Genomic DNA, 24,437 nt, shown 5'->3' with positions numbered 1-24,437 from the left:
TTCTGCCCCTCCCTTTCGCGCAGCGAAGGGGAGGGTTGGGGAGGCGTTGGCTCTTGCGGCCTTCAAGCATTGTCAGCTTCGCGGCTTACGCCGCTCCTACAAAACGATGCATTGTTGGTGACGCCCCTGCCGAGCATCGCTCGGCACTACATATGCAACACCTCATCCGACTTATCATGGCCGCATGAAGACTTATCTCGTCGGCGGCGCGGTCCGCGATTCCCTGCTCGGCCTGCAGGCCGGTGACCGTGACTGGGTAGTGGTCGGCGCGACCCAGGCGCAGATGGAAGCGGATGGCTTCAAGGCCGTGGGCAAGGATTTCCCGGTCTTCCTGCATCCACTGACCGGTGAGGAATACGCACTGGCGCGTACCGAACGCAAATCCGGCCGCGGCTATCGCGGTTTCGTGGTCGATGCCGATCCCTCGGTGACGCTGGAAGAAGACCTGCAGCGCCGCGACTTCACCATCAATGCCATTGCCCGCGATGAGGAAACCGGTGAGCTGGTCGATCCCTGGGGCGGCGTTCGCGATATCGAACAACGCGTGCTGCGCCATGTCGGCCCGGCCTTCGTCGAAGACCCGCTGCGGGTGCTGCGCGCGGCACGCTTCATGGCCCGCTTCGCGCCCTTGGGCTTCACCTTGGCACCGGAAACCGCCGCATTGATGCGCGATATGGCAGCCAGCGGTGAACTCGATGCTTTGGTGCCGGAACGCATCTGGCAGGAACTGCGCCGCAGCCTGACCATGAAGCAACCATCCGCCTTCCTGCGCTGCCTGCACGATACCGGTGCGTTGGCAGTGATCCTGCCGGAGGTGGACGCGCTGTACGGCGTACCGCAACGCGCCGAGTTCCACCCGGAAGTGGATACCGGCGTGCACCAGGAAATGGTCAGCGACATGGCTGCACAGCTGGCACCGGGCGATGACCTGATCGGCTTCGCCGCGCTCACCCACGATCTTGGCAAGGCATTGACTCCAACCGACGAACTGCCGCGCCACATCATGCATGAGCAGCGCGGCCTGAAGCCGCTGGCCAAGCTCTGCGAACGATTGAAGATTCCGCTCGACCACCGCCAGTTGGCCGAAGCGGTCTGCCGCGAGCACCTCAACGTACACCGCATCGACGAACTTCGAGACGCCACCGTGCTGGAGCTGATCCAGCGCTGTGACGGCTTCCGCCGTCCCGAGCGCATCGCGCAGATGGCCCTGGTCTGCGAATGCGACAAACGCGGCCGGCTCGGCTTCGAGGACAGCGACTACCCGCAGCGCGCAACCCTGCTACGCCTGCATGCAGCCGCATTGGCGATCAATGCACGCGACATAGCCACGGATGGCTTGCAAGGCCCGGCCATTGGCGAAGCCTTGAAGAAGGCACGGATCAAGGCGATCAGTGTGGCGCGGTGATTGCCTCAGACACCAAGAAATTCTGGGGCTGCTTGTAGGAGCGGCGTAAGCCGCGAAGCCGAAAATGCAAAAGACACCGCTGGATTGTGCAACTGCAATTTCCTCTGTTGGCCATGTATCACCAGCTTCGCGGCTTACGCCGCTCCTACAAGCCAAGAATCAGCCACTTCAGATCTTCAGATAGATCCTGCGTCGATCCATCCACGCCATTGGCAACCACCAGATCGCCACGAAACTCAAGGCCATCGCCAGCGAGGCAAACTGTGCGCCGCCCAGCGGGGTCAGCCAGCGGTCGAACAGGTGTTCCCACAGCCAGCCCCAGCTGCCGGTGGCCATCATCGCCAGCACCATCGCCGAGGAGCCTGCATAGGCGGTGATCGCGTTGACACCGAAGCGGCGACCGAGCGCCGGCCACTGCCGGCAATCGATCAGGATGTGCGCCAGCCATAGTCCGGCGAATGCCCAGCCAGCGGTCCACAGCACATACGACGGGGTCCACAGGTTCTTGTTCAAGGGTAACCACTGCGACCACAAGCCGCCGGCAACCAGCAGCAGGACGGCAGCAGGCAGCAACCGCCACGGACGTTGCCGCAACAACGCACCGGCACGCAGGCCGAGCAAGGTCGAAGCCAGTGCGCCCAGCGTGGACATCAGTCCTTCCGGATCATGGCCGCGGCCGGTCGCCGGGTCGTATTGATACAGCAGCGCGCCGAACAACGAAGTATCCATGCGGCTGCTCAGATTGAGCCAGGGCTCCAGCGAGCCGCCGGCCACCAATAGTGCGGCGTAGCCGGACAGCAGCACGCCGATGCATAGCCACTGCAGTCGCGGCTTCAACCAGATCGCCGCCATCCCAGCGGCAGCGAAACACACGCCAATGCGCTGCAGCACGCCCCATGGCCGGTAATGCGCCAGGTCCAACCACCACCAGGCAAGAAAGTGCAGCAGCAGGCCCAGACCGAGGATGCGACCGGCACGGATCAACACCGTTCTGCTCAACGCACCGCGATCAGCGCCCTGCTCCACCCGCGGCACCACCCCCAGCGCGATGGACACGCCGACGATAACGAGGAAGAACGGAAACACCAGATCGGTCGGCGTGCAGCCGTTCCATTCCGAATGCAGCAGCGGTGCGTAGACATGGCCCCAGCTGCCGGGATTGTTGACCAGCAGCATGGCCGCCACGGTGATGCCACGCAGGGCATCGACCGAGGCATACCGGATGGCTCTATTCATGGGCGCTACTCACAGGCCAAAACTCAGTCGCGCTGACCGGCAATCCAGGTGCCCTGCACCTGCAGATCGGTATCCAGCAGGACGAAGTCGGCCTGGTAGCCGGCCGCAATCTGCCCGTAGCGATCGTCCAGACCCAGGAACTGCGCCGGATACGTCGATGCCATGCGCGAAGCTTCGGCCAGCGACAAGCCCAGCAGACCAACGGCATTTCGCACGGCGGTGATCATGTCCAAGGCCGAACCAGCCAACGCACCAGCCGCGTTGCGGACCACGCCATCAACGGCGGTGATGGTTTCGCCATACAGCTCGAAGGCCGGGTTGTCCGAGCCCACCATCGGCATCGCATCGGTGACCAGGAACACCTTGCCGCGCGGCTTGGCCGCCAGCGCCACGCGCAGGCTGACCGGATGCACGTGCACGCCATCGACAATCACGCCGCACCAGCTGTCGGCATCTTCCAATGCCGCGCCGACCGCGCCGGGATCACGCCCCTGCAGCGGCGACATCGCGTTGTACAGGTGGGTGAAACCGGTGATGCCGGCATCCAGACCGGCGCGAATTTCGTCGTAGGTACCGGCGGTATGACCGGCAGCAACGATGGCGCCATTGGCCACCATCTGCTGGATTGTCGCCGCCGGCACGCGCTCGGGCGCCAGGGTAATCAGGGTGACGCCATTGTCCAGTGCGGTGGCCATGCGCACTTCATCGGCATCCGGCACACGGAACTTGCCCGCATCGTGCGTACCCTTGCGCGCCGGCGCGATGTACGGGCCTTCCAGATGGATGCCGAGCACGCCCGGCACCTTGGCGGCAATCGCCTCGCGGGTGGCCTGCACCGCGCGCGCCATTACCTCGGCATCGTCGCTGATCAGGGTCGGCAGCATGCCGGTGGTGCCGTAGCGGCGATGCCCAGCCACCATCGTGCGCAGCGCATCGACGTCGGTCTGGTTGTTGAACAATGCACCGCCGCCGCCATTGACCTGGGCGTCGATGAAACCGGGCAGCAGCCAGCCGCCGCCCAGGTCCACCTGCGCATCGGCCGCGGCAACCGCCGGATCATCGCTGGCGACGACCGCAGTGATGCGGCCGTCTTCGATCAACACCGCGACATCGTCACGGAAATTCTCGCCGGCAAGTACCCGGCCATTGCGCAGCGCGGTTTTCATCAGACCGTTTCCGTCACCTTGTTGAGGTGCGGCGGCAGGTCCGGGTTGTTGCCACGGCGCAGCGCCAGTGCGTTGATCGCACGGTAGAAGCTCTGGATGGTCAGCAGCGGTGCGCACAGCGGATGCGGTGCGGTTGCAGTCGGCAGGTTGCCGCCCTCGCCGGTCAGCCACACCTGCGCGCCGCGCGCGGCAAACTCTTCGGCCACGGCACGGGTGCCGGCACCGGTTTCGTCGGGCTGGGCAAAGGCGAGTACCGGGAAATCGCGGCCGACCAGTGCCATCGGACCGTGCTTCACTTCGGCCGAGCTATAACCTTCGGCATGCAGGCCGCAGGTTTCCTTGAACTTCAGCGCGGCTTCCTGCGCGGCAGCCAGGCCGGGGCCACGGCCGAGCACGAACAGATTGTGCGCATCGACCAGACCGTCGGTCACCGCCGTCCAGTCGCACACCCATGCTTCGGACATCGCCGCCGGCAACGCGTCCAGTGCGGCGATCAAGGCCGGATCGTTCTTCCAGTAAGCACCCAACTGCAGGATCGCGGCCAGCGACGCCAGGTAGCTCTTGGTCGCGGCGACACTGCGCTCGACGCCAGCACCCAACGGAATCACGGTTTCGGCCAGCAGTGCCAGCGGCGAATCCTCGACATTGACCAGCGCCACCACGCGCGCGCCGGCAGCCTTCGCAGCCTCGGCATTACGCAGCAGGTCGGGGCTCTTGCCCGACTGCGAAATCACGATGTACAGCGCGCCGCGCAGCTGCAGCGGCGCTTCATAGACCGAGCCCACCGACGGCGAGGCCGAAGCGGTCACCAGGCCGAGCTGGGTCTCGAACAGATACTTGGCATAGGTTGCCGCGTGATCGGAACTGCCACGGGCGCAGGTGACAACGAACGGTGGCGGGTTCTGGCGCAGGTCTGCGGCCAGGGCCTGCACCACGTCGCGGTTGCGTGCGAACTGGGCGGCGATGACAGAGGCGCTTTCCGCAGCCTCGTTGAACATCAGGGTTTCGGTTTCACTCGGCAGTGCCATGGATCGTTACTCGGAGAGGTCGGGGGGAGATGAAGGAGGTCGGGACGGCTGCTGGCGCAGCGGTGCGGTGGAGCCACGTACCACCAACTGCGGTACAAAGCCCTGGTTCTGCAGCTGTGCCGGGCTGTCCTCGTAGGCATCGGTACGCAGCTGGCTGATCAACAAGCGCGCCGCGTGGCGGGCGATGTCGCCGGTGGCCTGCTTGGCGGTGGTCAGTGCCGGCCACGACTGGCGCGAGAACGGGCTGTCCTCGAAACCGGCGATGGACAGGTCGTAAGGCACGTTCAAACCGGCCGAGTTGGCCGCAGCCAGCACGCCAGCGGCGATTTCGTCGTTGGAGCCGAAGATGGCGGTGGGCGGCTCACGCAGCGCCAACAGGCGGCGCGCACCACGGAAGCCATCATCAAAGGTGTAGTCGCCCGGGATGACCAGGTGCTTGTCCAGCGGGATGCCGTAGTCCTTCAGCGCCGCTTCGTAGCCGGCGTAGCGCTCGCCGCTGGAGCGGTGCGAGGTACCGCCCCACAGGAAACCAATGCGCTGGTGGCCGAGCTGGATCAGGTGTTCGGTGATTTCGTAGGCCGCGTCGCGGTCGTCAACGAATACGCAGGGGCCATCGCCCGGATCTTCGGTGGCAGCGATGATGCGCACGGTCTTGATACCGCGTGCATTGAGCGCGGATACCAGTTCCGGGCGCTCGGACATGGGTGCGGTCAGCACCAGCCCGGCCAGGCGCGAACGCTGCACCCAGTCGGCCAGTTCCTCGGCCAGCATCGGCGAGGTCGAATCGCAGGGGTGAATCTGCAGGCCAAAGCCGGTCTCGCGGCAGGCCGACAGCACGCCGTTCTGTACCCCGATGATGTGGTACGGATTGGGGTTGTCGTACACCAGCCCGATCACGAAGGTGGTGTTGCTGCGCAGATTGCGCGCGGACGGATCGGGCTCATAGTCCAGCTCGGCCACCGCGCGCAGTACGCGCGCGCGGGTGGCCTGCATCACCGAAGGCTCGTTGTTGATCACCCGCGAGACGGTCTTCAATGAGACCTTGGCACGCTCGGCGACATCCTTGATGGTGGGTCTACGCATTACCGGTTCCCGCGTTGGCTCGATTGCCGCCATGATGCTTGATTCAGGCGCCACGTGCCTTGCCCGCGTTATGACCTACGGTGCCGAAGTACAGGATGTACAGGTAGCAGGGGATCATCAGTGCGGCGAACACCAGCTGGAAGTGTTCCGGGTACGCGTGCTTGAGCAGGGCAAAGGCCTGCGGGATGATCGCGCCGCCGGCAATACCCATCACCAGCAGGGCCGAGCCGATCTGGGTGAAACGGCCCAGGCCGCGGATCGCCAGCGGGAAGATCGCCGGCCACATCATGGCGTTGGCAAAGCCCAGCGCGGCAACAAAGCCAACGGACACATAGCCGTGGGTAAAGTACGCGCCCAGAGTGAAGACCACGCCCAGCACGGCCGACACTGCAAGGTACTTTTCCTGCGAGATGAAGCGCGGGATCACCAGCAGGCCGATCACGTAGCCCACCAGCATCGCGAACAGCGTGTAAGAGGTGAACAACTTGGTCTGGTCCAGCGGCAGGCCGAAGGCATTGCCATAGGTACCGATGGCGTCACCGGCCATCACTTCCACGCCGACGTAGACGAACAGGCACATCACGCCCAGCCACAGGTGCGGGAACTGGAAGATGCTGCGCTTGGCGGCCTTGCCGTCGTTGGCCACGGCATTGGCTTGGTCCGGCTGCACTTCCGGCAGCGGCGAGAACAGCACGCCCACTGCAACCAGCAGCAGCACACCGGCAATCACCATGTAGGGTGTGTGTATCTTGGCAGCGAAGGTATTGAGCAGGTCGGCCTTGGTCGCGGCGTCGGCCGCTTGCACCTGGCTTTCCAGATCGCCGATGCCATGCAGCACAAACGTACCAATCATTACTGGTGCGATGATGCCGGCGATCTTGTTGCAGATCCCCATCAATGCAATGCGCTGCGCGGCACCTTCGATAGGACCGAGGATGCTGATGTACGGGTTGACCGCGGTCTGCAGCAGGGCCATACCGCCGCCGATGACGAACAGGCCGGCGAGCGCACCACCGAACCAGCGTTGCGTGGCGAACTCACCGAAACCCATCGCACCAACCGCCATCACCGCCAGGCTGAGCGCCAAGCCCTTCTTCATGCCAGTGCGGCCGAGAATCCACGACGCCGGCAAGGCCAGGAAGAAGTACGACAGGTAGAACACCATCAGTACCAGGAAGGCTGACACCTCGTTCACGTCGAAGGCCAGCTTGACGAAGGTGATCAACGGGCCGTTGATCCAGGTACAGAAGCCGATGATGAAAAACAACACGCCGACGATGGCGATGGACGACGCCATGCTGGTACGCGGCGTCGAGTCGGGAACAGCAGACATGGGCAAAGCTCCTGCGGATGCGGGAGACGGATCGAGGCCGTCCGGCGATATACGTGGGAACAACGTTGTCACATTTATGGTTTGCTGCAGACAAGTTTGTCAACAACGCAGCGTCGCAAGGTTATTCCGGCAGCTCATCAGGAATGTCCCATAAGCCCGTAAGGATCAGGCTTTCGGCAGAAAACCCCGCAAGTTAAGCCACTGCACGCTATCGGATGCAACAAATGCAGGCGGCACAAGGTTTGCGCAGACACGCTGCGGCGCAGCATCGAAAGTTTCAATTATTCGTTGACATCGTTGTCAGAACGATTACAGACTCGCCCCCCAATGGTGCCCCTCCGGGCGCTCCGCCTCGCCATAGGGAAACCGAGTGACAGCTGTCGTCCCCCCACTGCAGACCACCCGCCTTGACCCCGCCTCCCGGCCCTTCTTCGCCGCCGATGTGGGTGGCACGCACGTCCGCGTCGGCCTGATCCGGGCCGCGGCGGCAAACGACCCGTCCATCGACGTACTGTCCTATCGCAAGTACCGCTGCGCGGACTATCCCAGCCTCAGCGCGATCCTGTCCGACTTCGCCAGCCACAACCCGCCGGTCGAGCATTGCGTGATCGCCACCGCCGGCTACGCGCTGCCGGACGGCACGGTGATCTCGGCCAACCTGCCGTGGCCGCTGTCGTCCACCCGCATCCGCGATGATCTCGGCTTTGCCGGCGTGCATCTGGTCAACGACTTCGAGGCCGTCGCGCACGCCGCCGGTCACATCAGCGCCAGCCAGGTACTGCAGTTGACCGGCCCGGCCGAGGCCGAGCGCGGGCCGACCCTGGTGATCGGCCCGGGCACCGGTCTTGGCGCCGCAGTGTGGATCCCGGTCGGCAACCGCTCGGTGGTCCTGGCGACCGAAGCCGGCCAAGCCTCGTTGGCAGCCACCACCGAACTGGAAATGGCCGTGCTGCAGCAGATGCTGCAGGACCGTCCGCATGTATCGATCGAACAGGCACTGTCCGGCCCCGGCCTGCTCAACCTGTACAACGCGCTATGCGCGGTGCGCGGCGTCACGCCGGTGCACACCACCCCCGATGCCGTCAGCGCCGCCGCCTGCGATGGCAGCGACCCGCTGGCCGTGGAAACCCTGCAGCTGTTCTGCGGAATCCTCGGCTCGACCATCGGTGACATGGCCCTGCTCTACGGCGTGCAGGGCGGCGTCTATCTGGCTGGCGGCATCCTGCCGAAGATCAGCCAGTTTCTTTTGAACAGCACCTTCGTCGAACGCTTCCTCAACAAGGGGCCGATGCGCAAGGCGCTGCAAAGCATTCCCGTGAAACTGGTAGAGCACGGGCAACTGGGCGTCATCGGCGCCGCCAGTTGGTATCTGGAAAAGTCGGCCACGTAAGCCTTCAGCAGCATAAGCAACAGATCCACCAGCAGGACCCTGTAGTAACGCGGCACGTAGTGCCAATCAATCTTGATGTTGAGGAGAGACAACATGCATCGCAAGACCCTGCTTTCGGCAGCTATCGTCAGCTGCCTCGCCTTCAGCGCACACGCGCAGGAAGCCGCAAAAACCGCCACCGACCTGGACACCGTGACCGTCACCGGTATCCGCGCCAGCCTTGAAAAGTCGCTGGACAGCAAGCGCAACAACGACACGGTCTCCGAGTCGATCACCGCTGAGGACATCGGCAAGTTCCCGAACACCAACGCCGCCGAAGCCATGGCGCTGATCCCGGGCGTCACCATCGACCGCCGCTTCGGCCAGGGCGAACGCGTCAGCATCGACGGCACCGACCCGAGCCTCAACCTGAGCTTCATTGATGGCCACCCGGTTGCCCAGGCCATCTGGCTGTACGGCGAATCGCCGAACCGCGGCTTCGACTACACCATGCTGGCCCCGGAAGTACTGGGCCGCCTGGAAATCATCAAGTCCTCCGAGGCCCGCCTGCCGGAAGGCAGCCTCGGTGGCACGGTGATGATGCATTCGCGCAAGCCGCTGGACATGGACGCCAACTCGGTCAGCGGCTCGGTCGGTTACAGCTACAACGACCAGGCCGAGAAGGGCAGCCCGAACATCTCGGTGCTCTACAGCTGGAAGAATGACGACTCCACCTGGGGCGTCAACGTCGCCGCACAGCGCCACGAAGAAAAGGTCGATCGCCAGGGCATCGAGATCTTTGGCTACAGCACCGTTGCCGACTTCGCCGCAGTCAATCCGAACGTTGCCGCGCAGATTGCCAAGGGTGAGCTGCGCCCAACCGATCGCGTCGCCCAGGAAGTCAACGTTGCTTACTTCCAGCAGGAGCGCAAGCGCGACAGCGCATTGGTGAACCTGCAGTTCAAGCCCAACGACCAGTTCGAAGGCACCTTGAGCGGCCTGTACATCAAGGAGAACTTCGACAGCTACAACCAGTCGATGTACAACTTCATGACGCAGAACAACTCGTCCATGCAGGCTGTCGACTACTTCAACCCGACCGGCCCGGGCGGCTTCGTCACCGGCGGCCACACCAATGCCAACCCCGGCAGCGGCACCGGCATCATCTACGACAACCAGGTGCGCTTCTCCGAAGTGACCACCAAGGGCGTGGATCTGGACCTGCAGTACCGCGGTGATGGCTGGAAGCTGGGCGGCAAGATCGGCACCAGCAAGTCCGAGAACCCGAGCATCAGCCAGTACCTGATCGAGCCGGTCTACAGCGGCGCGTATAGCTGGGACTACCGCAAGGGCTTCCAGGCTGATGACCAGGCTGCGTACTACGACCCGGCAAACTGGGGCAACATCTTCGGCAACAACGGCGTGTTCAGTTCCGAAGCCAAAGACAAGTACGCGCAGCTGGATTTCAGCAAGAACTTCGACAGCATCTTCAACCAGTTGCTGGTCGGTGTGCGTCGCACCGAGCACACCGAAAACTACGGCCTTGGCGTGTACGGCGGCGTGCGTACCGGCACCTTGGCCGACGTCGGCACCATCGGCAACACCAATCTGCTCGGCAGCATGGGCGGCGTGTTCGGCAACACCAGCCACCACCCGCAGGTCGGCCAGGGCAATGTGATCAATTGGGTTCACGGCAGCCCGGTGAACTACTCCCGTTCCGACGCCTCCAGCCTGTTGAACAACACCTGGGAACTGGAACAGAAGACCACTGCCGCCTATACGCAGCTGAACTTCTCCACCGGCGCTCTGCGCGGTAACGTCGGCGTACGCTGGGTTCAGACCAAGACTGACAGCAGCGCCTATGTCTACGGCGACAACGTCCCAGTGCTGCCGGCGCCGGCCGAGTGGTGGCAGACCAGCAAGAGCAAGAAGAGCAACATGCTGCCCTCGCTCAACCTGGTCTATGACAATGGTGGCGACGTGGTGCTGCGCGCCTCGGCTGCCAAGGTCATCGCCTGGGCACCGTACAACCTGATGTCGAACAACCTGTTCCTCAACGACACCATGATGACCGGCTCGGGCGGTAACCCGGACCTGGACCCGTACAAGGCCTACAACTTCAACCTGTCGGCCGAGTGGTACTTCGCTCCGCAGTCGATCCTGGCAGGCTCGGTGTTCCTGAAGCAGACCCAGAACTACGTGCTGCAGACCCCGGGCACGGAGCGTCGCTACAACTCGATGCGTGACAGCAACCCGACCACCTGGTTGACCACGGTTGGCTCGCACGGCTGTACCGCCGACGGCTTCTGCGACTACAGCGTCACCCGTCCGCGCAATGCCGGTGGCGCCAGCGTCCGTGGCTTCAACGTCAACTACCAGCAGGCGTTTGGCGATACCGGCCTGGGCCTGATTGCCAACTACACCTACGCGACCGGCGATACAGATGCGGGCAACAACATGCCCTACCTGTCCCGCAGCACCGTCAGTGTCAGCCCATACTTTGAAAACGAGCAGTTCAGCGTCCGCGTCAACTACAACTGGCGCAGCAAGTACGAGGGCGTGGGCTATGTCGCTGGCGCACCGGCTGCAACCACCGCTGCGTACGCCGACCTGAGCGCCAGCCTGGGTTGGAACTTCACCGACAACCTGAGTCTTTCGCTGGATGCGATGAACCTGCTGAACGAGAAGTACAAGCAGTATGTTGCCCAGGAAGAGGCACTGGCAGCGGAGTACTACACCGGCCGTCGCTACATGGCCAACCTGCGCTTCAAGTTCTGATCGATCCCGGCACGCACCATCGCCGGTTAGTGTGACCCGCCGGGCCTGGATCATTCCGGGCCCGGTTTTTTTTGGCGTTCGCGTAGTGCCGAGCCATGCTCGGCAGGAGCTCTACCGGTAACGCCTCCGCCGAGCATGGTTGGGTGGGCTATCGGTAACGCCTCTGCCGAGCATGGCTCGGCACTACAAAAGCATCGGGCACAAAAAAACCCGCTTTCGCGGGTTGTTTCGTTTGAGTCATGGTGCCCAGGAGAGGACTCGAACCTCCACGGAGTTGCCCCCGCTAGCACCTGAAGCTAGTGCGTCTACCAATTCCGCCACCTGGGCGACTCAGGAGCGAGATTATGTAGGACGTTTCTGGTGCCGTCAACAGGTTTGTGAAGATGGGGCTGCGACGCTTGGCTCCCTCCCTTTGCCGCAGGCAAGGGGAGGGCTGGGGAGGGGTAACGCTCCTGCCTCAATCCCAAACCCCGGAAACGAAAAAACCCGCTTTCGCGGGTTTGATCTTGAAACGTGGTGCCCAGGAGAGGACTCGAACCTCCACGGAGTTGCCCCCGCTAGCACCTGAAGCTAGTGCGTCTACCAATTCCGCCACCTGGGCACTTCAGGCCGCGCAGTTTGCAGAGGAAGCGGATCTTTGTCAACGCTTTTTCACAAACATCTGCAGTGATCGTGTGCGCACCCTGTACACCTAGGTGCATGTACCATGGAGGCTGATGAAAAACAAAAAGACCACTGGGGCCGACAAGGCCCGCAAGTCCGCCACCGGCAGCAAGCCGGGCAAGGCGCCGGGCAAAGCCCCCAAAGCAAAAACCGCCAAGCTGCCGCCATGGATGCCGGAGAGTCTGTCCGCACCGGCGAAAGCGGGCGCAACAAAGCCAGGCAAGGCCGGCCCACGCGCCGCCGCCAAGCCAGGCAAACGCAAATTCACCGACGATGCCGCACCGCAGAGTTTCGTGCGCGGCCGTCGCAAGCCGGGTCCACCGGTTGCGGCCTTCGATGATCCCTATGCGTCGCGCGAAGCCGAGCGCTACGCGCAGCCGATTGCCAGCCGCGAGGCCATCCTGCAGTTGCTGGACCGCTGCGAAGGACCACAGAACGCCGAGGAAATCGCTGCGGCCTTGGGCCTGACCGAGCCGGATCGTGCCGACGCGCTGTCCAAGCGTCTCGGCGCGATGGTGCGCGACGGCCAGCTGGTGCAGAACCGTCGTGGCGGTTTTGCTCCGGTCAGCCAGTTGAGCCTGATCCCCGGTGTGGTTATCGCCAACCCGGAAGGCTTCGGCTTCCTGCGCCCGGACGAAGGCGGCGACGATCTGTTCCTGTCGCCTTATGAGATGCGCAAGGTCATGCACGGTGATCGTGCACTGGCCAACGTCACCGGCATCGACCGCCGTGGCCGCCGTGAAGGCGCCATCGCCCGCGTGCTGGAGCGTGGCGTCAATCGTCTGATCGGGCATTTCAGCATCGAGGCTGGCATCAGCTACGTGGTGCCGGATGACAAGCGCATCCAGCGCAACATCCAGATCCCGGGCGACCTCACTGGTGGCGCCAAGGACGGGCAGCTGGTCGTCTGCGAACTGACCCATGCACCGGACTCGCGCCGTCCACCCATCGGCAAGATCATTGCCGTGCTCGGCGACAAACTGACCCCGTCGCTGGTGGTGGAAACCGCCATCCACGGCCATGAGCTGCCCTACGAGTTCCCGCCGGAAGTGCTGGACGAAGCCACCGCCGTGCCGTTGACGGTGGAAGCGTCGATGATTGGCAAGCGCGTGGACCTGCGTTCCATGCCGCTGGTTACCATCGATGGCGAGGACGCCAAGGACTTCGATGACGCGGTCTATTGCGAGCCGAACCGCGACGGTTTCCGTCTGGTGGTGGCCATTGCCGACGTCTCCAACTACGTGCGTCCCGGCACGCCGCTGGATGACGAAGCCCAGCGCCGCGCGACCTCGGTGTACTTCCCCGGTTTCGTGGTGCCGATGCTGCCGGAGACGCTGTCCAACGGAATCTGCTCGCTGCGGCCGAAGGAAGACCGCATGTGCTTCGTCTGCGACATGCAGATCGGGCGCGATGGCCAGGTCAGCGAGTCCAAGTTCTACGAAGCGGTGATGAACTCCCACGCACGCCTGACCTATACCCAGGTGTGGGCAGCGGTGGGCGAGGACGATGCGGACACCAAGGCATTCATCGGTCCACTGATGCCGCAGATCCAGAACCTGCATCAGCTCTACCGCATCCTGTCCAAGGCGCGCGAGCGCCGTGGCGCCATCGAGTTTGAATCCTCGGAAGTGCGCTTCGTGCTGGACAACCGTGGCGAGGTCACCCAGGCCGGCATGATGGTGCGCAACGACGCCCACAAGCTGATCGAGGAATGCATGATCGCCGCCAACGTGGAGGCCGCGCGCTACCTGCTGTCCAAGCATGTACCGGCACCGTTCCGCGTGCACGAGCGGCCGCCGGAGTCCAAGTTCGCCGACCTGCTGGAGTTCCTCAAGGAATTCAAGCTGAGTCTGCCGCCGTGGAGCAAGGTGCAGCCGGGCGATTACACCAAGCTGCTGAAGAAGGTGCGCGAGCGCCCGGATGCGGCACTGCTGGAGTCGGTGTTGCTGCGCAGCCAGTCGCTGGCGGTGTATTCGCCGGACAACAACGGTCACTTCGGTCTGGCGCTGGAGGCCTACGCGCACTTCACCTCGCCGATCCGCCGTTACCCCGATCTGCTGGTCCACCGCGCGATCAAGTACGCGCTGACCGGTGGCCCGCTCGACAAGTACACCTACACCCCGCGTGAGATGGCTGCGTTGTCGCTGCAATGCTCCGAGCGTGAGCGTCGTGCCGATGAGGCCGAGCGCGAGGTCGACGAGCGTTTCCGTGCCGCATGGATGGAAAAGCACGTTGGCAGCCAGTTCGACGGCGTGATCAGCGGTGTGACCAGCTTCGGCCTGTTCGTCGAACTGTACGAGTCCAAGGTCAATGGCCTGGTCCACGTGACCCAGTTGCCGCACGACTATTACCAGTTCGACCCGATCCGCAAAACGCTCAGCGGCGACCGTCGCGGCAACGAGTTCCGGCTCGGTGACCGGGTCCGCATCCTGGTGCTCAAGGCCAGCATGGAAGAGCGCAAGATCGACTTCCGTCTGGTCGAGGACAAGGACGGCAAGGTCGACCCGCCGGCACCGGCACCGCTGCCCGAACGCGGCAAGCCAGCCAAGCGCAGCAAGCAGAAGTATTGACTCCGGAAGCGGCCCTCGCAGTAGCGAAGGCCGCCTTTTCCGCCCCCCGCAGGCCGGTGGCAGCTGCGGGCCGGGCCGAATCGGCCTACCATTGCCACCCCCAGAAGTCCCCATGTGACGCCCATGAGCAAGCAGAACCAGTGGATCGTCGGCGTCAATGCCGTTGCTTCGTCGATCGAGAAAGACCCCGAAAACGTCCGCGAGGTCCTGATCGAGGCCGGCGCCAAGAACCCGCGCCTGGTTGAAATCGAGGAAGAAGCCCTGCGCAAGGGCATCGACGTGCGCAAGGTCAACGCCCAGGCGCTGGGCGGCGTGGCCGGCCAGGTCCGCCACCAGGGCGTGGTCGCGCGCTATGCCGCGCCCAAGCTGTGGGACGAGAACGAGCTCAAGGGCCTGATCGAAGCGGCCGAAGGCAAGGCGCTGGTGCTGGTGCTGGACGAGGTGCAGGACCCGCACAACCTCGGCGCCTGCCTGCGCAGTGCTGCCGCCGCTGGCGTCACCGCCGTGGTGATCCCCAAGGACAAGAGCGCCCCGGTCAATGCGACCGTGCGCAAGGTCAGCGCCGGCGCGGCCGACAGCATCCCGGTGGTGTCGGTGACCAATCTGGTTCGTTGCATCAAGGACATGCAGAAGCTGGGCGTGTGGGTGTACGGCCTGGCTGGCGAATCGGACACCACCATCCACAAGCTCGACCTGCGCGGCAACGTGGCGCTGGTGATGGGCGGCGAAGCCGACGGCATGCGCCGCCTGACCCGCGAGACCTGCGACCAGTTGGTGCGCATCCCGATGCCGGGCGACGTTGAGAGCCTCAATGTATCGGTGGCCACGGGTGTGGCATTGTTCGAGGCAGTCCGCCAACGCCTGTAAGGAACACCATGCCCCGCACGCCGCATCGTCTTTTCCTCCGATTGACTGTGGCGCTGGCGGGGCTTTGCGTCCTGAGCGCCGCCGCCCAGGACGCACCGCGCGTACGCGCACGTGATCTGGGCGTCGCGCCCGGCATCTTCAGTCCCGGCAGCAACAACGCGATCACCGACGTGGCCGGCGTGCGTGTGGGTCAAGTGACGCTGAGTACCGGCAACACGGTGCGCACCGGTGTCACTGCGATCCTGCCGCATCCCGGCAATACCTATCGTTCGCGGGTACCGGCGGCGTTGCATGTCGGTAATGGCTTCGGCAAATTCATCGGCAGCACCCAGGTCAACGAACTGGGCGAACTGGAAACCCCGATCCTGCTGACCTGCACGCTATGTGTGTGGAAGGCGGCCGATGCGATGGCCGATTGGATGCTGGCGCAGCCGGACATGCAGCAGGTGCGTTCGCTCAATGTGGTCGTGGGCGAGACCAATGACGGCGGCCTCAATGACATCCGGGCACGGCCGGTCACGGCTGATGCGGTGCGCCAGGCTTTGGAAACCGCCAAGAGCGGACCGGTGCAGGAAGGCAGCGTCGGCGCTGGCACCGGCACGGTGGCATTCGGCTGGAAGGGCGGTATTGGTACCTCATCGCGCAAGCTGCCCGAGAGCCTTGGCGGCTGGACCGTGGGTGTGCTGGTGCAGGCCAACTTCGGCGGCGTGCTGCAGGTGGAAGGCGCACCGGTTGGGCGCGAGCTGGACCGTTATGCGTTCCAGAATGCTGTGGCTGCGCAGGGCAATGTGCGTGGACTTGCCGATGATCGCGGCGATGGTTCGGTGATCATCGTGGTGGCGACCGACGCGCCCTTGTCGGATCGCAACCTGCGGCGCTTGGCCTCGCGCGGGATGATGGGGTTGGGGCGTACGGGTAGTTCGGCATCCAACGGCAGTGGCGACTATGTACTGGCATTTTCAACGGCCGAATCGGTGCGTCGTGGGTTCGATGCGGCGCAGCTGCAGACCACTGAGTTGGCCAACGAGCAGATGAGCGCGGTGTTCCAGGCCAGCGTCGATGCGGTGGAAGAGTCGGTTTACAACGATTTGTTCATGGCGACCACGGTGAGTGGTAATGGGCAGACGGTGGAGGCTATTCCGCTGGACAAGGTGCGGGAGGTTTTGCAGCGGCATGGGGTGGGGCAGCAGGAGCGGTAGGTCGCGCGGGGTGTTGCAGATCGCAGCAATGTCGGACGCAAGCCCTTCTCCCGCCTGCGGGAGAAGGTGGCGTGAAGCGCCGGATGAGGGGAGCTTTTGACTTTGCTTTGCTAGAAGCTTCCCCTCACCCCAACCCCTCTCCCGCAGGCGGGAGAGGGGCTCAAGCCGGTTTACTGGTTCATCACCACCGCCCCACCACCCAGCGCCTTGTACAGCGTCACATCATTGACCAGCTGGCTGCGCTTGGTCTGCGCCAGCGACAACTCAGCGTTGCGGCGGGTCTGCTCCGCTTCCAGCCATGTACGCAGATCCGTAGCACCAGCGCGATACCGCACCTCGTACAAACGCGCGATCTCCACCGCTTCGTCATATGAAGCCTGCGCCGCAGCAACCTGCTCAGCCAGACGCGTGCGCGCCGACAAAGCGTTGTCCACTTCTGACAGCGCGGTATACAGCGTGCGACGGAAATCATTGGCGGCGATCTGGTAGGAAAGATCCGACGACTTGATATCCAGCTGCATCTGCCGGAACTTCAGGAACGGCAGGCTCAGGCCAGCACCCAGTGTCGCCACCGGGTTGGTCAGCACATCACCCAGCGAAGTTGCGGAACTGCCTACCGAACCACTCAGGCTCAGACTCGGGTAATAGCTGGTAGCCGTCACCTTGATGCTCTTCAACGACTGCCGCAGGCGCAGCTCGGCAGCGCGCAGGTCTGGCCGGCGTGCCAGCAACTCGGCCGGCATGCCTTCGACCAAGGCTGGGCTCTGCGCAACGTCCAGATTCTGTGGCTCACTTGCCAGTGGCCAAGGCTGGCCATCGAGCAGCACAGTCAGCGCATTGCGGGTTTCCACCCGTTGTTGCTCCAGCTGCGATTGCGCAGCTTTCTGGCTCTCGATGTTCTGCTGTGCCTGGCGCACTTCCAGCCGCGATACGCCGCCGGCGTCGAACTGGGTCTGCACCAGGGAAGCGGTGCGCTGCAGACGCTCAAGATTGGCCTGGCCGGTGGCGATGGCTTGATTGAGGTAACCCAACTGCCAGTACAGCTCGGTGCTCTGGCCGACAAGAGTGAGCACAGTGCTCTGCAGATCCTGCGAGGTCGCCTGCGCTTCCCACTGAGCGATGTCGCGCTGGCCGCGCAGCTTGCCCCACAGGTCCAGCTCCCAACCCAGCGATACGCTGGCGTTGTTGTTGCGCGACCAGTCGTCGCTGCTGTCGATGCTGCGGCTGCTGTTTGCGCTGACCGAGCCGCTGGCTTGCGGCCACAGGTCGGCGCTGGCCAAGCCAGCCTGGGCGCGGGCACGTTCCAGCTTCAAGCCGGCCGAGGCCATGTCGGTGTTGCTGGCCAGCACGCGTTCGATCAGCTGGTCCAGGTTCGGATCGGCGAAGCCTTGCCACCAGGCATCGGCATGTACATCGGCAACCGGTGCGGTCACTTCGTGCTCGATGGCCTGCACCGGCGCATTGGCGGCGGCATCACCACGGCCGTAGACAGTGGGCACGCGCAGGTCGGCGGCAGAGTCGGCGCTGGGCGTGGTGGCGCAGCCGACCAAGGCGGCGGTCAGGGCGGCGGAGAGCAGCAGGGGACGCAGTGATTTCATGGTCATCTTCATTCGCGGGCCAAGGCCTCGACCGGGTCGAGCTGGGCGGCATTGCGGGCCGGCAGGAAGCCGAACGCCACACCGATCAGGGTCGAGCAGGCGAAGGCGGCAATGATCGAGCCGGTGGAGAACAGTAGGGTGAAGCTGGCACCAAAGGTCTGGAAGGCCCAGCCGATGGACAGCGCCAGCGCGATGCCAAGCACGCCGCCAAGCAGGCAGACCAGCACCGCTTCGATCAGGAACTGCTGGCGGATATCACTTTGCCGCGCACCTACCGCCATGCGCACGCCGATCTCGCGGGTACGCTCGGTCACCGATACCAGCATGATGTTCATCACGCCGATGCCGCCAACCACCAATGCAATCGCGGCGATGGCGCCGATCAGCAGGGTCATGGTCTTGGTGGTGGACTCGATGGTTTCGCGGATCTCGGCGGTATTGCTGAGGAAGAAATCCTCGGTGCCGTGGCGCAGCGTCAACAGCTTGGTGATCGCCGACTGCGCGGCATCCATCGGCGTGTCGTCCTTGATCCGCAGGGTGATGCTGCTCAGGTAGCTCTGCCCAATCATGCGTGCCATCACCGTGGTGTAGGGCACCCAGACGTTGAGGTTGGTGCTGCCGCCAAAGCCCATCGACTGGCGCTTGGCAATGCCGATCACCCGCGCCGGCACATTGCCCAGCAGTACTACCTTGCCAAGCGGGTCGTCAGTGCCGAACAACTGGGTGCGCGTGTTCTCGTCGATCACCACCACCTGCGCCAGGCCCTTGACCTCGCTTTCGTCGAAGTAGCGGCCGCTGACCAGGGTCATGCCCTTGACCCGGAAGTACTGGTCGCCGATGCCGGCCACCTGCGCAGAGGCAGCCTTGTTGCCGACCCGCGCGGTCACCGAGCTGGACACGCTGGGGGTAACGCTGTCGATGTAGCTCTGCGTGGCCAGTGCCTCGGCATCGCTGCTTTTCAGCGTCTGGACGCGCCCGGAGCGCATGTCGCCGAAGCCGCGACCCGGATACACGTCGATGGTATTGGTGCCCAGCGAGGAGATGTTCTGCAGGATCTGCTGCTGCGAGCCATTGCCCATCGCCACCACCGACACCACCGAGGCAATACCGATGATGATGCCGAGCATGGTCAGGAAGGTGCGCAGGCGGTGCGCGTTCATTGCCAGCAAGGCCATGCGGAAGGCTTCGACGAAGCGATCGCGGGCAGCCTGGAAAGCGCTGCCGCCGGTGCGCACCGGCTCGGCCCGCTGCTGGGTCTGCAGTGCCGGCACCTTGTCGTTGCGACGGTCGGCGATGATCTCGCCGTCGCGGATCTCGATGATGCGCTGGGCGTGCTCGGCCACGTGCATGTCGTGGGTGACGATGATGATGGTCTGGCCTTCGGCATGCAGCTCGCCGAGGATGTTCATCACTTCCTCGCCGGATGCGCTGTCCAGCGCGCCGGTGGGTTCGTCGGCCAGGATCACCTCGCCACCGTTCATCAGCGCACGCGCGATGGACACGCGCTGTTGTTGGCCGCCGGACAGCTGGCCAGGCTTGTGGCCCATGCGGTCGCTCAGGCCCAGGCGGGTAAGCAGGGCTTCGGCCCGTTCGCGCCGTGCCTCGTGCGGGGTGCCGGCGTAGATTGCCGGCACTTCGACGTTGCCGCGTGCGTCCAGATCACCCAGCAGGTGATAGCGCTGGAAAATGAAGCCGAAATGTTCGCGGCGCAGCTCGGCCAGTTCGTCCGGCTGCATGCGCCCGGTTTCGCGCCCGGCCACTTTGTACGAGCCCACGGTGGGGCGGTCCAGGCAGCCGAGGATGTTCATCAGCGTCGACTTGCCCGAACCGGACTGGCCAACGATGGCGACCATCTCGCCGGCATGGATGTCGAGGTTGACGTCCTTGAGCACGGCGATGGTTTCCTCGCCGGCCGGGAACTCGCGACGCAGGTCGCGCAGTTGCAGCAGCGGCTGGCTCATCGGCGCGGACCACCCATCATCGGGCCCATCGGACCGCGCTGGTTGCTGCTGGATTTCTCGCCGGCGCTGACTTCGCCGACCACCACCAGCTCGCCTTCCTTCAGGCCTTCCAGCACTTCGACGTTGGAGCCGTTGTTGAGGCCGACCTTGATCGTACGCGGCTCCGGCTGGCCGTCCTTGTTGACCACGCGGACCACGTAGCTGTTGCTCTTGGCCAGTGCGGCGGCATCCGGCTTGCGACGCTGCTGGCGCTGGCCTTCCTGCTTGCTGCGGGCGGCGCGCTGCTCGCCATTGGCGGCGTTCGCGCCGGGGCCGCGGCCGGCTTCCGGCACCTTGGGGCCGAGCGCGACGGTGGGGATCAACAGCGCATCCTTGGCCTGCGCCAGCATCACCGAGACCTGCGCGGTCATGTCGATGCGCAGCGTGCCGTCCGGGTTCTCGACGTCGAACAGTGCGTTGTAGTACACGGCGGTGCTGGAGCTGGACGAGGATGAGCTGCTGGAGGTGGTGCTGTCGGTGCTGATCGAGGCCGGCGCCGGGTTCACCGTGCGCAGCTTGGCTTCGTACTTGTGGTCCGGGTTGCCGAGGATGGTGAAGTACACCGGCATGCCGGGCTTGACCTTGACCACGTCGGCTTCGGAGATCTCGGCATTCACGGTGACCAGATCGAGTCGTGCCAGCTTGACGATGGTCGGCGCGGACTGGTTGGCGTTGACCGTACGGCCTTCTTCGGCAACCACCGCGACCACGGTGCCATCGATGGGCGCGGTGATGCGGGTATAACCGAGGTTGGCCTGTGCGGTGCCCAGTTCGGTTTCGCGCTGGCGGATCTGCGCATCGAGCGCCCGGATCTGCGCACGGGTGCTGGCCAGGTTGGCCTCGGCCGACTCGTAGTCGGCGCGTGAGGTGGCTTCGGCCGCCAGCATCTCCTTCTGGCGGGCGAAGGCCAGCTCGGATTCCTTCAGCGAGGCGGTCTGCACCGCGCGCTGGGCGCGGATGTTCTCCAGCGCCGCTTCGGCGTTCTTCAGGCTGTTTTCCTGGGTAACCGAGTCGATCTCGGCGATCAGGTCGCCTTGCTTGACCACATCACCCAGTTGCACCGTGAGCAGCTTGATCTGGCCAGAGGCCTGCGCACCGACGCTGACCAGCTTGTAGGCATCGATGACGCCGGTGGCATCGACGGTCTGTTCCAGGTCACCACGACTGACCGGCGAGGTTGCCAGTGACGGTGCGGCGGGCTTGCGCGTGGTCCAGTAGATGCCGCCGGCGATCAAGGCGACGATGGCGACGGCAAGCAGGATGCGGTTGCGGCGGGAGGAGGGCAGCAGCTTCACGGTGGTTGGACACTCATTGGCCGCGGTGGCGGCGTCGGGACCCAGTGTCGCCAGCGCGACCGTGTGGCTCAACGCTCGTTATGTGTCGGCATGTATCCTGTTCAGGCTCCCATGTATCGTTGTGTATCAAGCCCGGCGCTGGATACACGCAGACACATCGGCGTGTACACATGACGATCCGCTAGCGTGGATCATGGCGCCATGACGGACATACAGACCATGCACCGCTTGTTGGTGGTAGACGACGACAGTGACATCCGCAGCCTGCTGGCCGAGCAACTGGGCCGGGCTGGCTATGCCGTGAGCACGGCGGCCGATGGAAACGAGATGCGCCAGGTATTGGCGCGCGAGCACATCGATCTGATCGTGCTGGACTTGAACCTGCCGCGCGAAGACGGCCTGGCGCTCTGCCGCGAGCTGCGCGTGCGTTCGACCACGCCGGTGATCATGCTGACCGCGCGCAGCGAGCCGATTGATCGCGTGCTGGGGCTGGAAATGGGCGCCGACGATTATCTGGCCAAGCCATTCGAGCCACGCGAGCTGCTGGCACGTATCCGCAACGTGCTGCGCCGGACCGAGGCCTTGCCGGCCAACATGGAGCCGCTGGCAATGCGCCGGGCGTTGTTCTCCGGTTGGGTGTTCGACCTCGAGCACCGTCACCTGATCGACCCGGCCAAACGGGTGGTGATGCTGTCCGGTGCCGAGTTCCGCCTGCTGCGGGTGCTGGTGGCACATGCCAACAAGGTGTTGTCGCGCGAGCAACTGGTGTCGCTGAGCAGCGGCCGCAACTACGAATCACAGGACCGCGCCATCGATCTGCAGATCAGCCGCCTGCGGCAGAAGCTGACCGATGCCGGCGGCGCTGACGGGTTGATCAAGACCGTGCGCAACGAGGGCTATGTGTTCGCCAGTGCGGTGACCCTGGAATGAAGCGGCTGCGCCTGTTCCTGTCATCGATGGCCGGGCGGCTGTTCGTCATCCTGCTGGTCGGCATGATGGTGGCGGCGATAGGCGCGACGCTGCTGGCCGAGAGCCGTCGCCAGCAGGAGTTCGAGCGGCAGAACCTTGCCCGCATCGCCGATCGCCTGCAGGGCTTCGTCAATCTGCTGGACGGCAACCCGGAGCTGCGCAGCCGCCTGCTGGCCGTTGGCGGGCCCAATGTGCGGGAGGTCAAAGGCGAAGTCCGTACCGGGGACATTGATCAGGCGCTGATGGATGTGTTGGCCGCACGCGGTGGCGCACTTGCCGGTGCACAGGTACGTGCCAGCAGCTTCCGTGCCTGCATGCCGCCATTGCCGGAATTCCTGCCGCCGCCCGAACGCGGGCAGCGTCCCTCGCACCGGCGCGAGCGCGACCCGGCGTTCACTCCGCCACGTTGCCGGCTGGTTGAGTTGAAGCTCAGCGACGGCACGCCGCTGAGGTTGGCGCTGGAGTACCCGGCGATGGCACGGCGCTCGGCGTCGGCATTCGATCCGTGGTTCCTGTCGCTGATGGCGCTGGCGATCGGCCTGTTGGCTTATCTGGTTGCACGTATCGCCAGTTCGCCGCTGCAACGCTTGGCGACCCACGCCACCGAACTCGGCCATGACCTGCAGCGCGCACCGCTGCCGGTGTCCGGACCGCTGGAAGTGCAGCGCGCCGCCGAGGCGTTCAATGCCATGCAGCTGCGTCTGCAGCGGCATCTTGGCGAGCGCACGCAGATGCTGGCGGCGATCACCCATGATCTGCAGACGCCATCGACCCGGTTGCGGTTGCGTCTGGAGAACGTGCAGGACGAACAGCTGCGCGAGCGCCTGATTGGCGACCTCGCTGCGATGCAGGCCTTGATCCGTGAAGGTCTGGAGCTCGCGCGCAGCGCCGAGAGTGCCGAACAACGCGCGGCGCTGGATCTGGATTCACTGCTGGAAAGCGTGGTCGAGGACGCCGCTGAATCCGGTCACGAAGCGGTGCTGGAGCAAGGCAGCGGCGCCGTGTTGATGCTGCGCCCGCTGGCGATGCGGCGCTTGTTTTCCAATCTGGTCGACAACGCGGTGAAGTATGGTCGTGCCGCGCATGTAAGCGCACGCCGCGACGGGGCTGCCGTGGAGGTGCGGGTGCGCGACAGCGGGCCGGGCTTGGCCGAGGATGAGCTGGAAGCGGTGTTCACCCCATTCCTGCGCCTGGAGACCTCGCGCTCACGCGAAACCGGTGGTGCCGGCCTGGGCCTGACCATCGCCCGCGCACTGGCTGAGAAGGATGGTGCAAGCCTGGTCCTGCGCAACCACCCGCAAGGTGGCCTGGAAGCCATCGTTCGCTGGGAAGCACCGCAGTGGCCAGCCAACAGCCAAGACCGGTGATGTTTGTAGGAGCGGCGTAAGCCGCGAAGCCACAGACTTCACCGGAGCCACCACAAGCAAACCACCATCGGCCTATCAAGTGCAGAAAGCTGCGGCCGCAATCTGGCAGAACCCCAGCTTCGCGGCTGACGCCGCTCCTACAGAAGCGAGCGGGCCGAAATTGCTGGGCTTTGTAGGAGCGGCGTAAGCCGCGCAGCCACAGATCTTCCCGGCGCCACCACAGGCAAACCACCTTTGGCATCTCAAGCGCCGGAAGCCACAGCTGCAATCTGGCAGAACCCCAGCTTCGCGGCTGACGCCGCTCCTACAAACGCTGTCGCTGCAGCTTTGGGGGCATCAGCTCGACAATCCTTCACGCTGACAATCACACTCCAGCGAAAATCCCGGACGGGAGCCGGTTTTGGTTCCTGCAGAAACCCGGCGGTTTGCTAGTATCCCCAGATCAGCTTGGGGCACGAACGATGGCAGCAGGGAACAATCCGATCACCCGGTCGAGCGAGGGACTGCGCGC

Annotated in this window: 16 protein-coding genes and 2 tRNA genes; 8 read left to right on the top strand and 10 right to left on the bottom strand. The window is 64.4% G+C overall.

All coding sequences use genetic code 11. The annotated features are described in order from the left end of the window. Positions 1 to 184: 184 nt before the first annotated feature. Complete coding sequence (locus ACVOLS_RS09465; protein ID WP_481545435.1) at positions 185 to 1,405, top strand: multifunctional CCA addition/repair protein; 1,221 nt, start codon at positions 185 to 187, stop codon at positions 1,403 to 1,405. 168 nt (positions 1,406 to 1,573) lie between these two features. On the opposite strand, the gene ACVOLS_RS09460 is transcribed toward ACVOLS_RS09465, so the two are convergent. From ACVOLS_RS09460 to ACVOLS_RS09440, 5 genes are read right to left on the bottom strand one after another with little or no spacing between them, the layout of a single operon-like run. Continuing rightward, positions 1,574 to 2,641, bottom strand: coding sequence for an acyltransferase family protein (locus ACVOLS_RS09460; protein ID WP_481545434.1), 1,068 nt, complete (start codon positions 2,639 to 2,641; stop codon positions 1,574 to 1,576). A 23-nt stretch (positions 2,642 to 2,664) separates the two neighbouring features. Further along, complete coding sequence (gene nagA, locus ACVOLS_RS09455) at positions 2,665 to 3,807, bottom strand: N-acetylglucosamine-6-phosphate deacetylase (protein WP_481545433.1); 1,143 nt, start codon at positions 3,805 to 3,807, stop codon at positions 2,665 to 2,667. Further along, positions 3,807 to 4,835, bottom strand: a complete 1,029-nt coding sequence (locus tag ACVOLS_RS09450) for an SIS domain-containing protein (protein ID WP_481545432.1) — start codon at positions 4,833 to 4,835, stop codon at positions 3,807 to 3,809. The genes nagA and ACVOLS_RS09450 overlap by 1 nt, the downstream gene beginning before the upstream one ends. A 6-nt stretch (positions 4,836 to 4,841) precedes the next feature. Next, positions 4,842 to 5,918 (bottom strand): LacI family DNA-binding transcriptional regulator, encoded by a 1,077-nt coding sequence (locus tag ACVOLS_RS09445; protein WP_481514481.1) that lies wholly within the window; start codon positions 5,916 to 5,918, stop codon positions 4,842 to 4,844. A gap of 43 nt (positions 5,919 to 5,961) precedes the next feature. Beyond that, a complete protein-coding gene (locus tag ACVOLS_RS09440; RefSeq protein ID WP_481545431.1) occupies positions 5,962 to 7,251 on the bottom strand; it encodes a sugar MFS transporter in 1,290 nt (429 codons plus the stop codon). A gap of 370 nt (positions 7,252 to 7,621) precedes the next feature. On the opposite strand from ACVOLS_RS09440, the gene ACVOLS_RS09435 reads away from it, so the two are divergent. Beyond that, positions 7,622 to 8,641 carry a glucokinase family protein gene (locus ACVOLS_RS09435; protein WP_481545430.1) on the top strand — a complete coding sequence of 340 codons (1,020 nt, stop codon included), beginning with the start codon at positions 7,622 to 7,624 and terminating at the stop codon, positions 8,639 to 8,641. Positions 8,642 to 8,734: 93 nt separating this feature from the next. After that, positions 8,735 to 11,398 carry a TonB-dependent receptor gene (locus ACVOLS_RS09430; RefSeq protein WP_481545429.1) on the top strand — a complete coding sequence of 888 codons (2,664 nt, stop codon included), beginning with the start codon at positions 8,735 to 8,737 and terminating at the stop codon, positions 11,396 to 11,398. A gap of 240 nt (positions 11,399 to 11,638) precedes the next feature. On the opposite strand, the gene ACVOLS_RS09425 is transcribed toward ACVOLS_RS09430, so the two are convergent. After that, positions 11,639 to 11,725: transfer RNA gene (locus ACVOLS_RS09425), tRNA-Leu, on the bottom strand. A 187-nt stretch (positions 11,726 to 11,912) separates the two neighbouring features. After that, positions 11,913 to 11,999 (bottom strand) — tRNA-Leu (locus tag ACVOLS_RS09420). A gap of 115 nt (positions 12,000 to 12,114) precedes the next feature. On the opposite strand from ACVOLS_RS09420, the gene rnr reads away from it, so the two are divergent. The 3 genes from rnr to ACVOLS_RS09405 all read left to right on the top strand — a co-directional run bounded on the left by rnr (position 12,115) and on the right by ACVOLS_RS09405 (position 16,697). Then, positions 12,115 to 14,631 (top strand): ribonuclease R, encoded by a 2,517-nt coding sequence (gene rnr, locus ACVOLS_RS09415; protein ID WP_481545428.1) that lies wholly within the window; start codon positions 12,115 to 12,117, stop codon positions 14,629 to 14,631. A 123-nt stretch (positions 14,632 to 14,754) separates the two neighbouring features. Beyond that, entirely contained in the window at positions 14,755 to 15,498 is a 744-nt protein-coding gene (gene rlmB / locus ACVOLS_RS09410; RefSeq protein WP_296252531.1) for a 23S rRNA (guanosine(2251)-2'-O)-methyltransferase RlmB, read from the top strand. An 8-nt stretch (positions 15,499 to 15,506) separates the two neighbouring features. Beyond that, complete coding sequence (locus tag ACVOLS_RS09405) at positions 15,507 to 16,697, top strand: DmpA family aminopeptidase (protein WP_481545427.1); 1,191 nt, start codon at positions 15,507 to 15,509, stop codon at positions 16,695 to 16,697. A gap of 170 nt (positions 16,698 to 16,867) precedes the next feature. On the opposite strand, the gene ACVOLS_RS09400 is transcribed toward ACVOLS_RS09405, so the two are convergent. From ACVOLS_RS09400 to ACVOLS_RS09390, 3 genes are read right to left on the bottom strand one after another with little or no spacing between them, the layout of a single operon-like run. Then, positions 16,868 to 18,295 (bottom strand): efflux transporter outer membrane subunit, encoded by a 1,428-nt coding sequence (locus ACVOLS_RS09400; protein ID WP_481545426.1) that lies wholly within the window; start codon positions 18,293 to 18,295, stop codon positions 16,868 to 16,870. An 8-nt stretch (positions 18,296 to 18,303) separates the two neighbouring features. After that, entirely contained in the window at positions 18,304 to 20,256 is a 1,953-nt protein-coding gene (locus ACVOLS_RS09395; protein WP_481545425.1) for a MacB family efflux pump subunit, read from the bottom strand. Beyond that, positions 20,253 to 21,635, bottom strand: a complete 1,383-nt coding sequence (locus ACVOLS_RS09390) for an efflux RND transporter periplasmic adaptor subunit (protein WP_481545468.1) — start codon at positions 21,633 to 21,635, stop codon at positions 20,253 to 20,255. Before ACVOLS_RS09390 ends, ACVOLS_RS09395 begins: the two co-directional genes overlap by 4 nt. 174 nt (positions 21,636 to 21,809) lie before the next feature. On the opposite strand from ACVOLS_RS09390, the gene ACVOLS_RS09385 reads away from it, so the two are divergent. Together ACVOLS_RS09385 and ACVOLS_RS09380 are read left to right on the top strand one after the other, a co-directional pair. Continuing rightward, complete coding sequence (locus tag ACVOLS_RS09385; protein WP_303750045.1) at positions 21,810 to 22,520, top strand: response regulator; 711 nt, start codon at positions 21,810 to 21,812, stop codon at positions 22,518 to 22,520. Further along, the gene (locus ACVOLS_RS09380; RefSeq protein ID WP_481545424.1) at positions 22,517 to 23,926 is read left to right on the top strand and encodes an ATP-binding protein; all 1,410 of its coding nucleotides are present in this window, start codon (positions 22,517 to 22,519) and stop codon (positions 23,924 to 23,926) included. Before ACVOLS_RS09385 ends, ACVOLS_RS09380 begins: the two co-directional genes overlap by 4 nt. The last annotated feature ends 511 nt before the right edge of the window (positions 23,927 to 24,437 follow it).

The sequence above is a fragment of the Stenotrophomonas sp. STEN038 genome, assembly GCF_056759895.1.
Note: the sequence above shows the minus strand (reverse complement) of the source record. Positions and strands in the feature narration are given on the sequence as shown.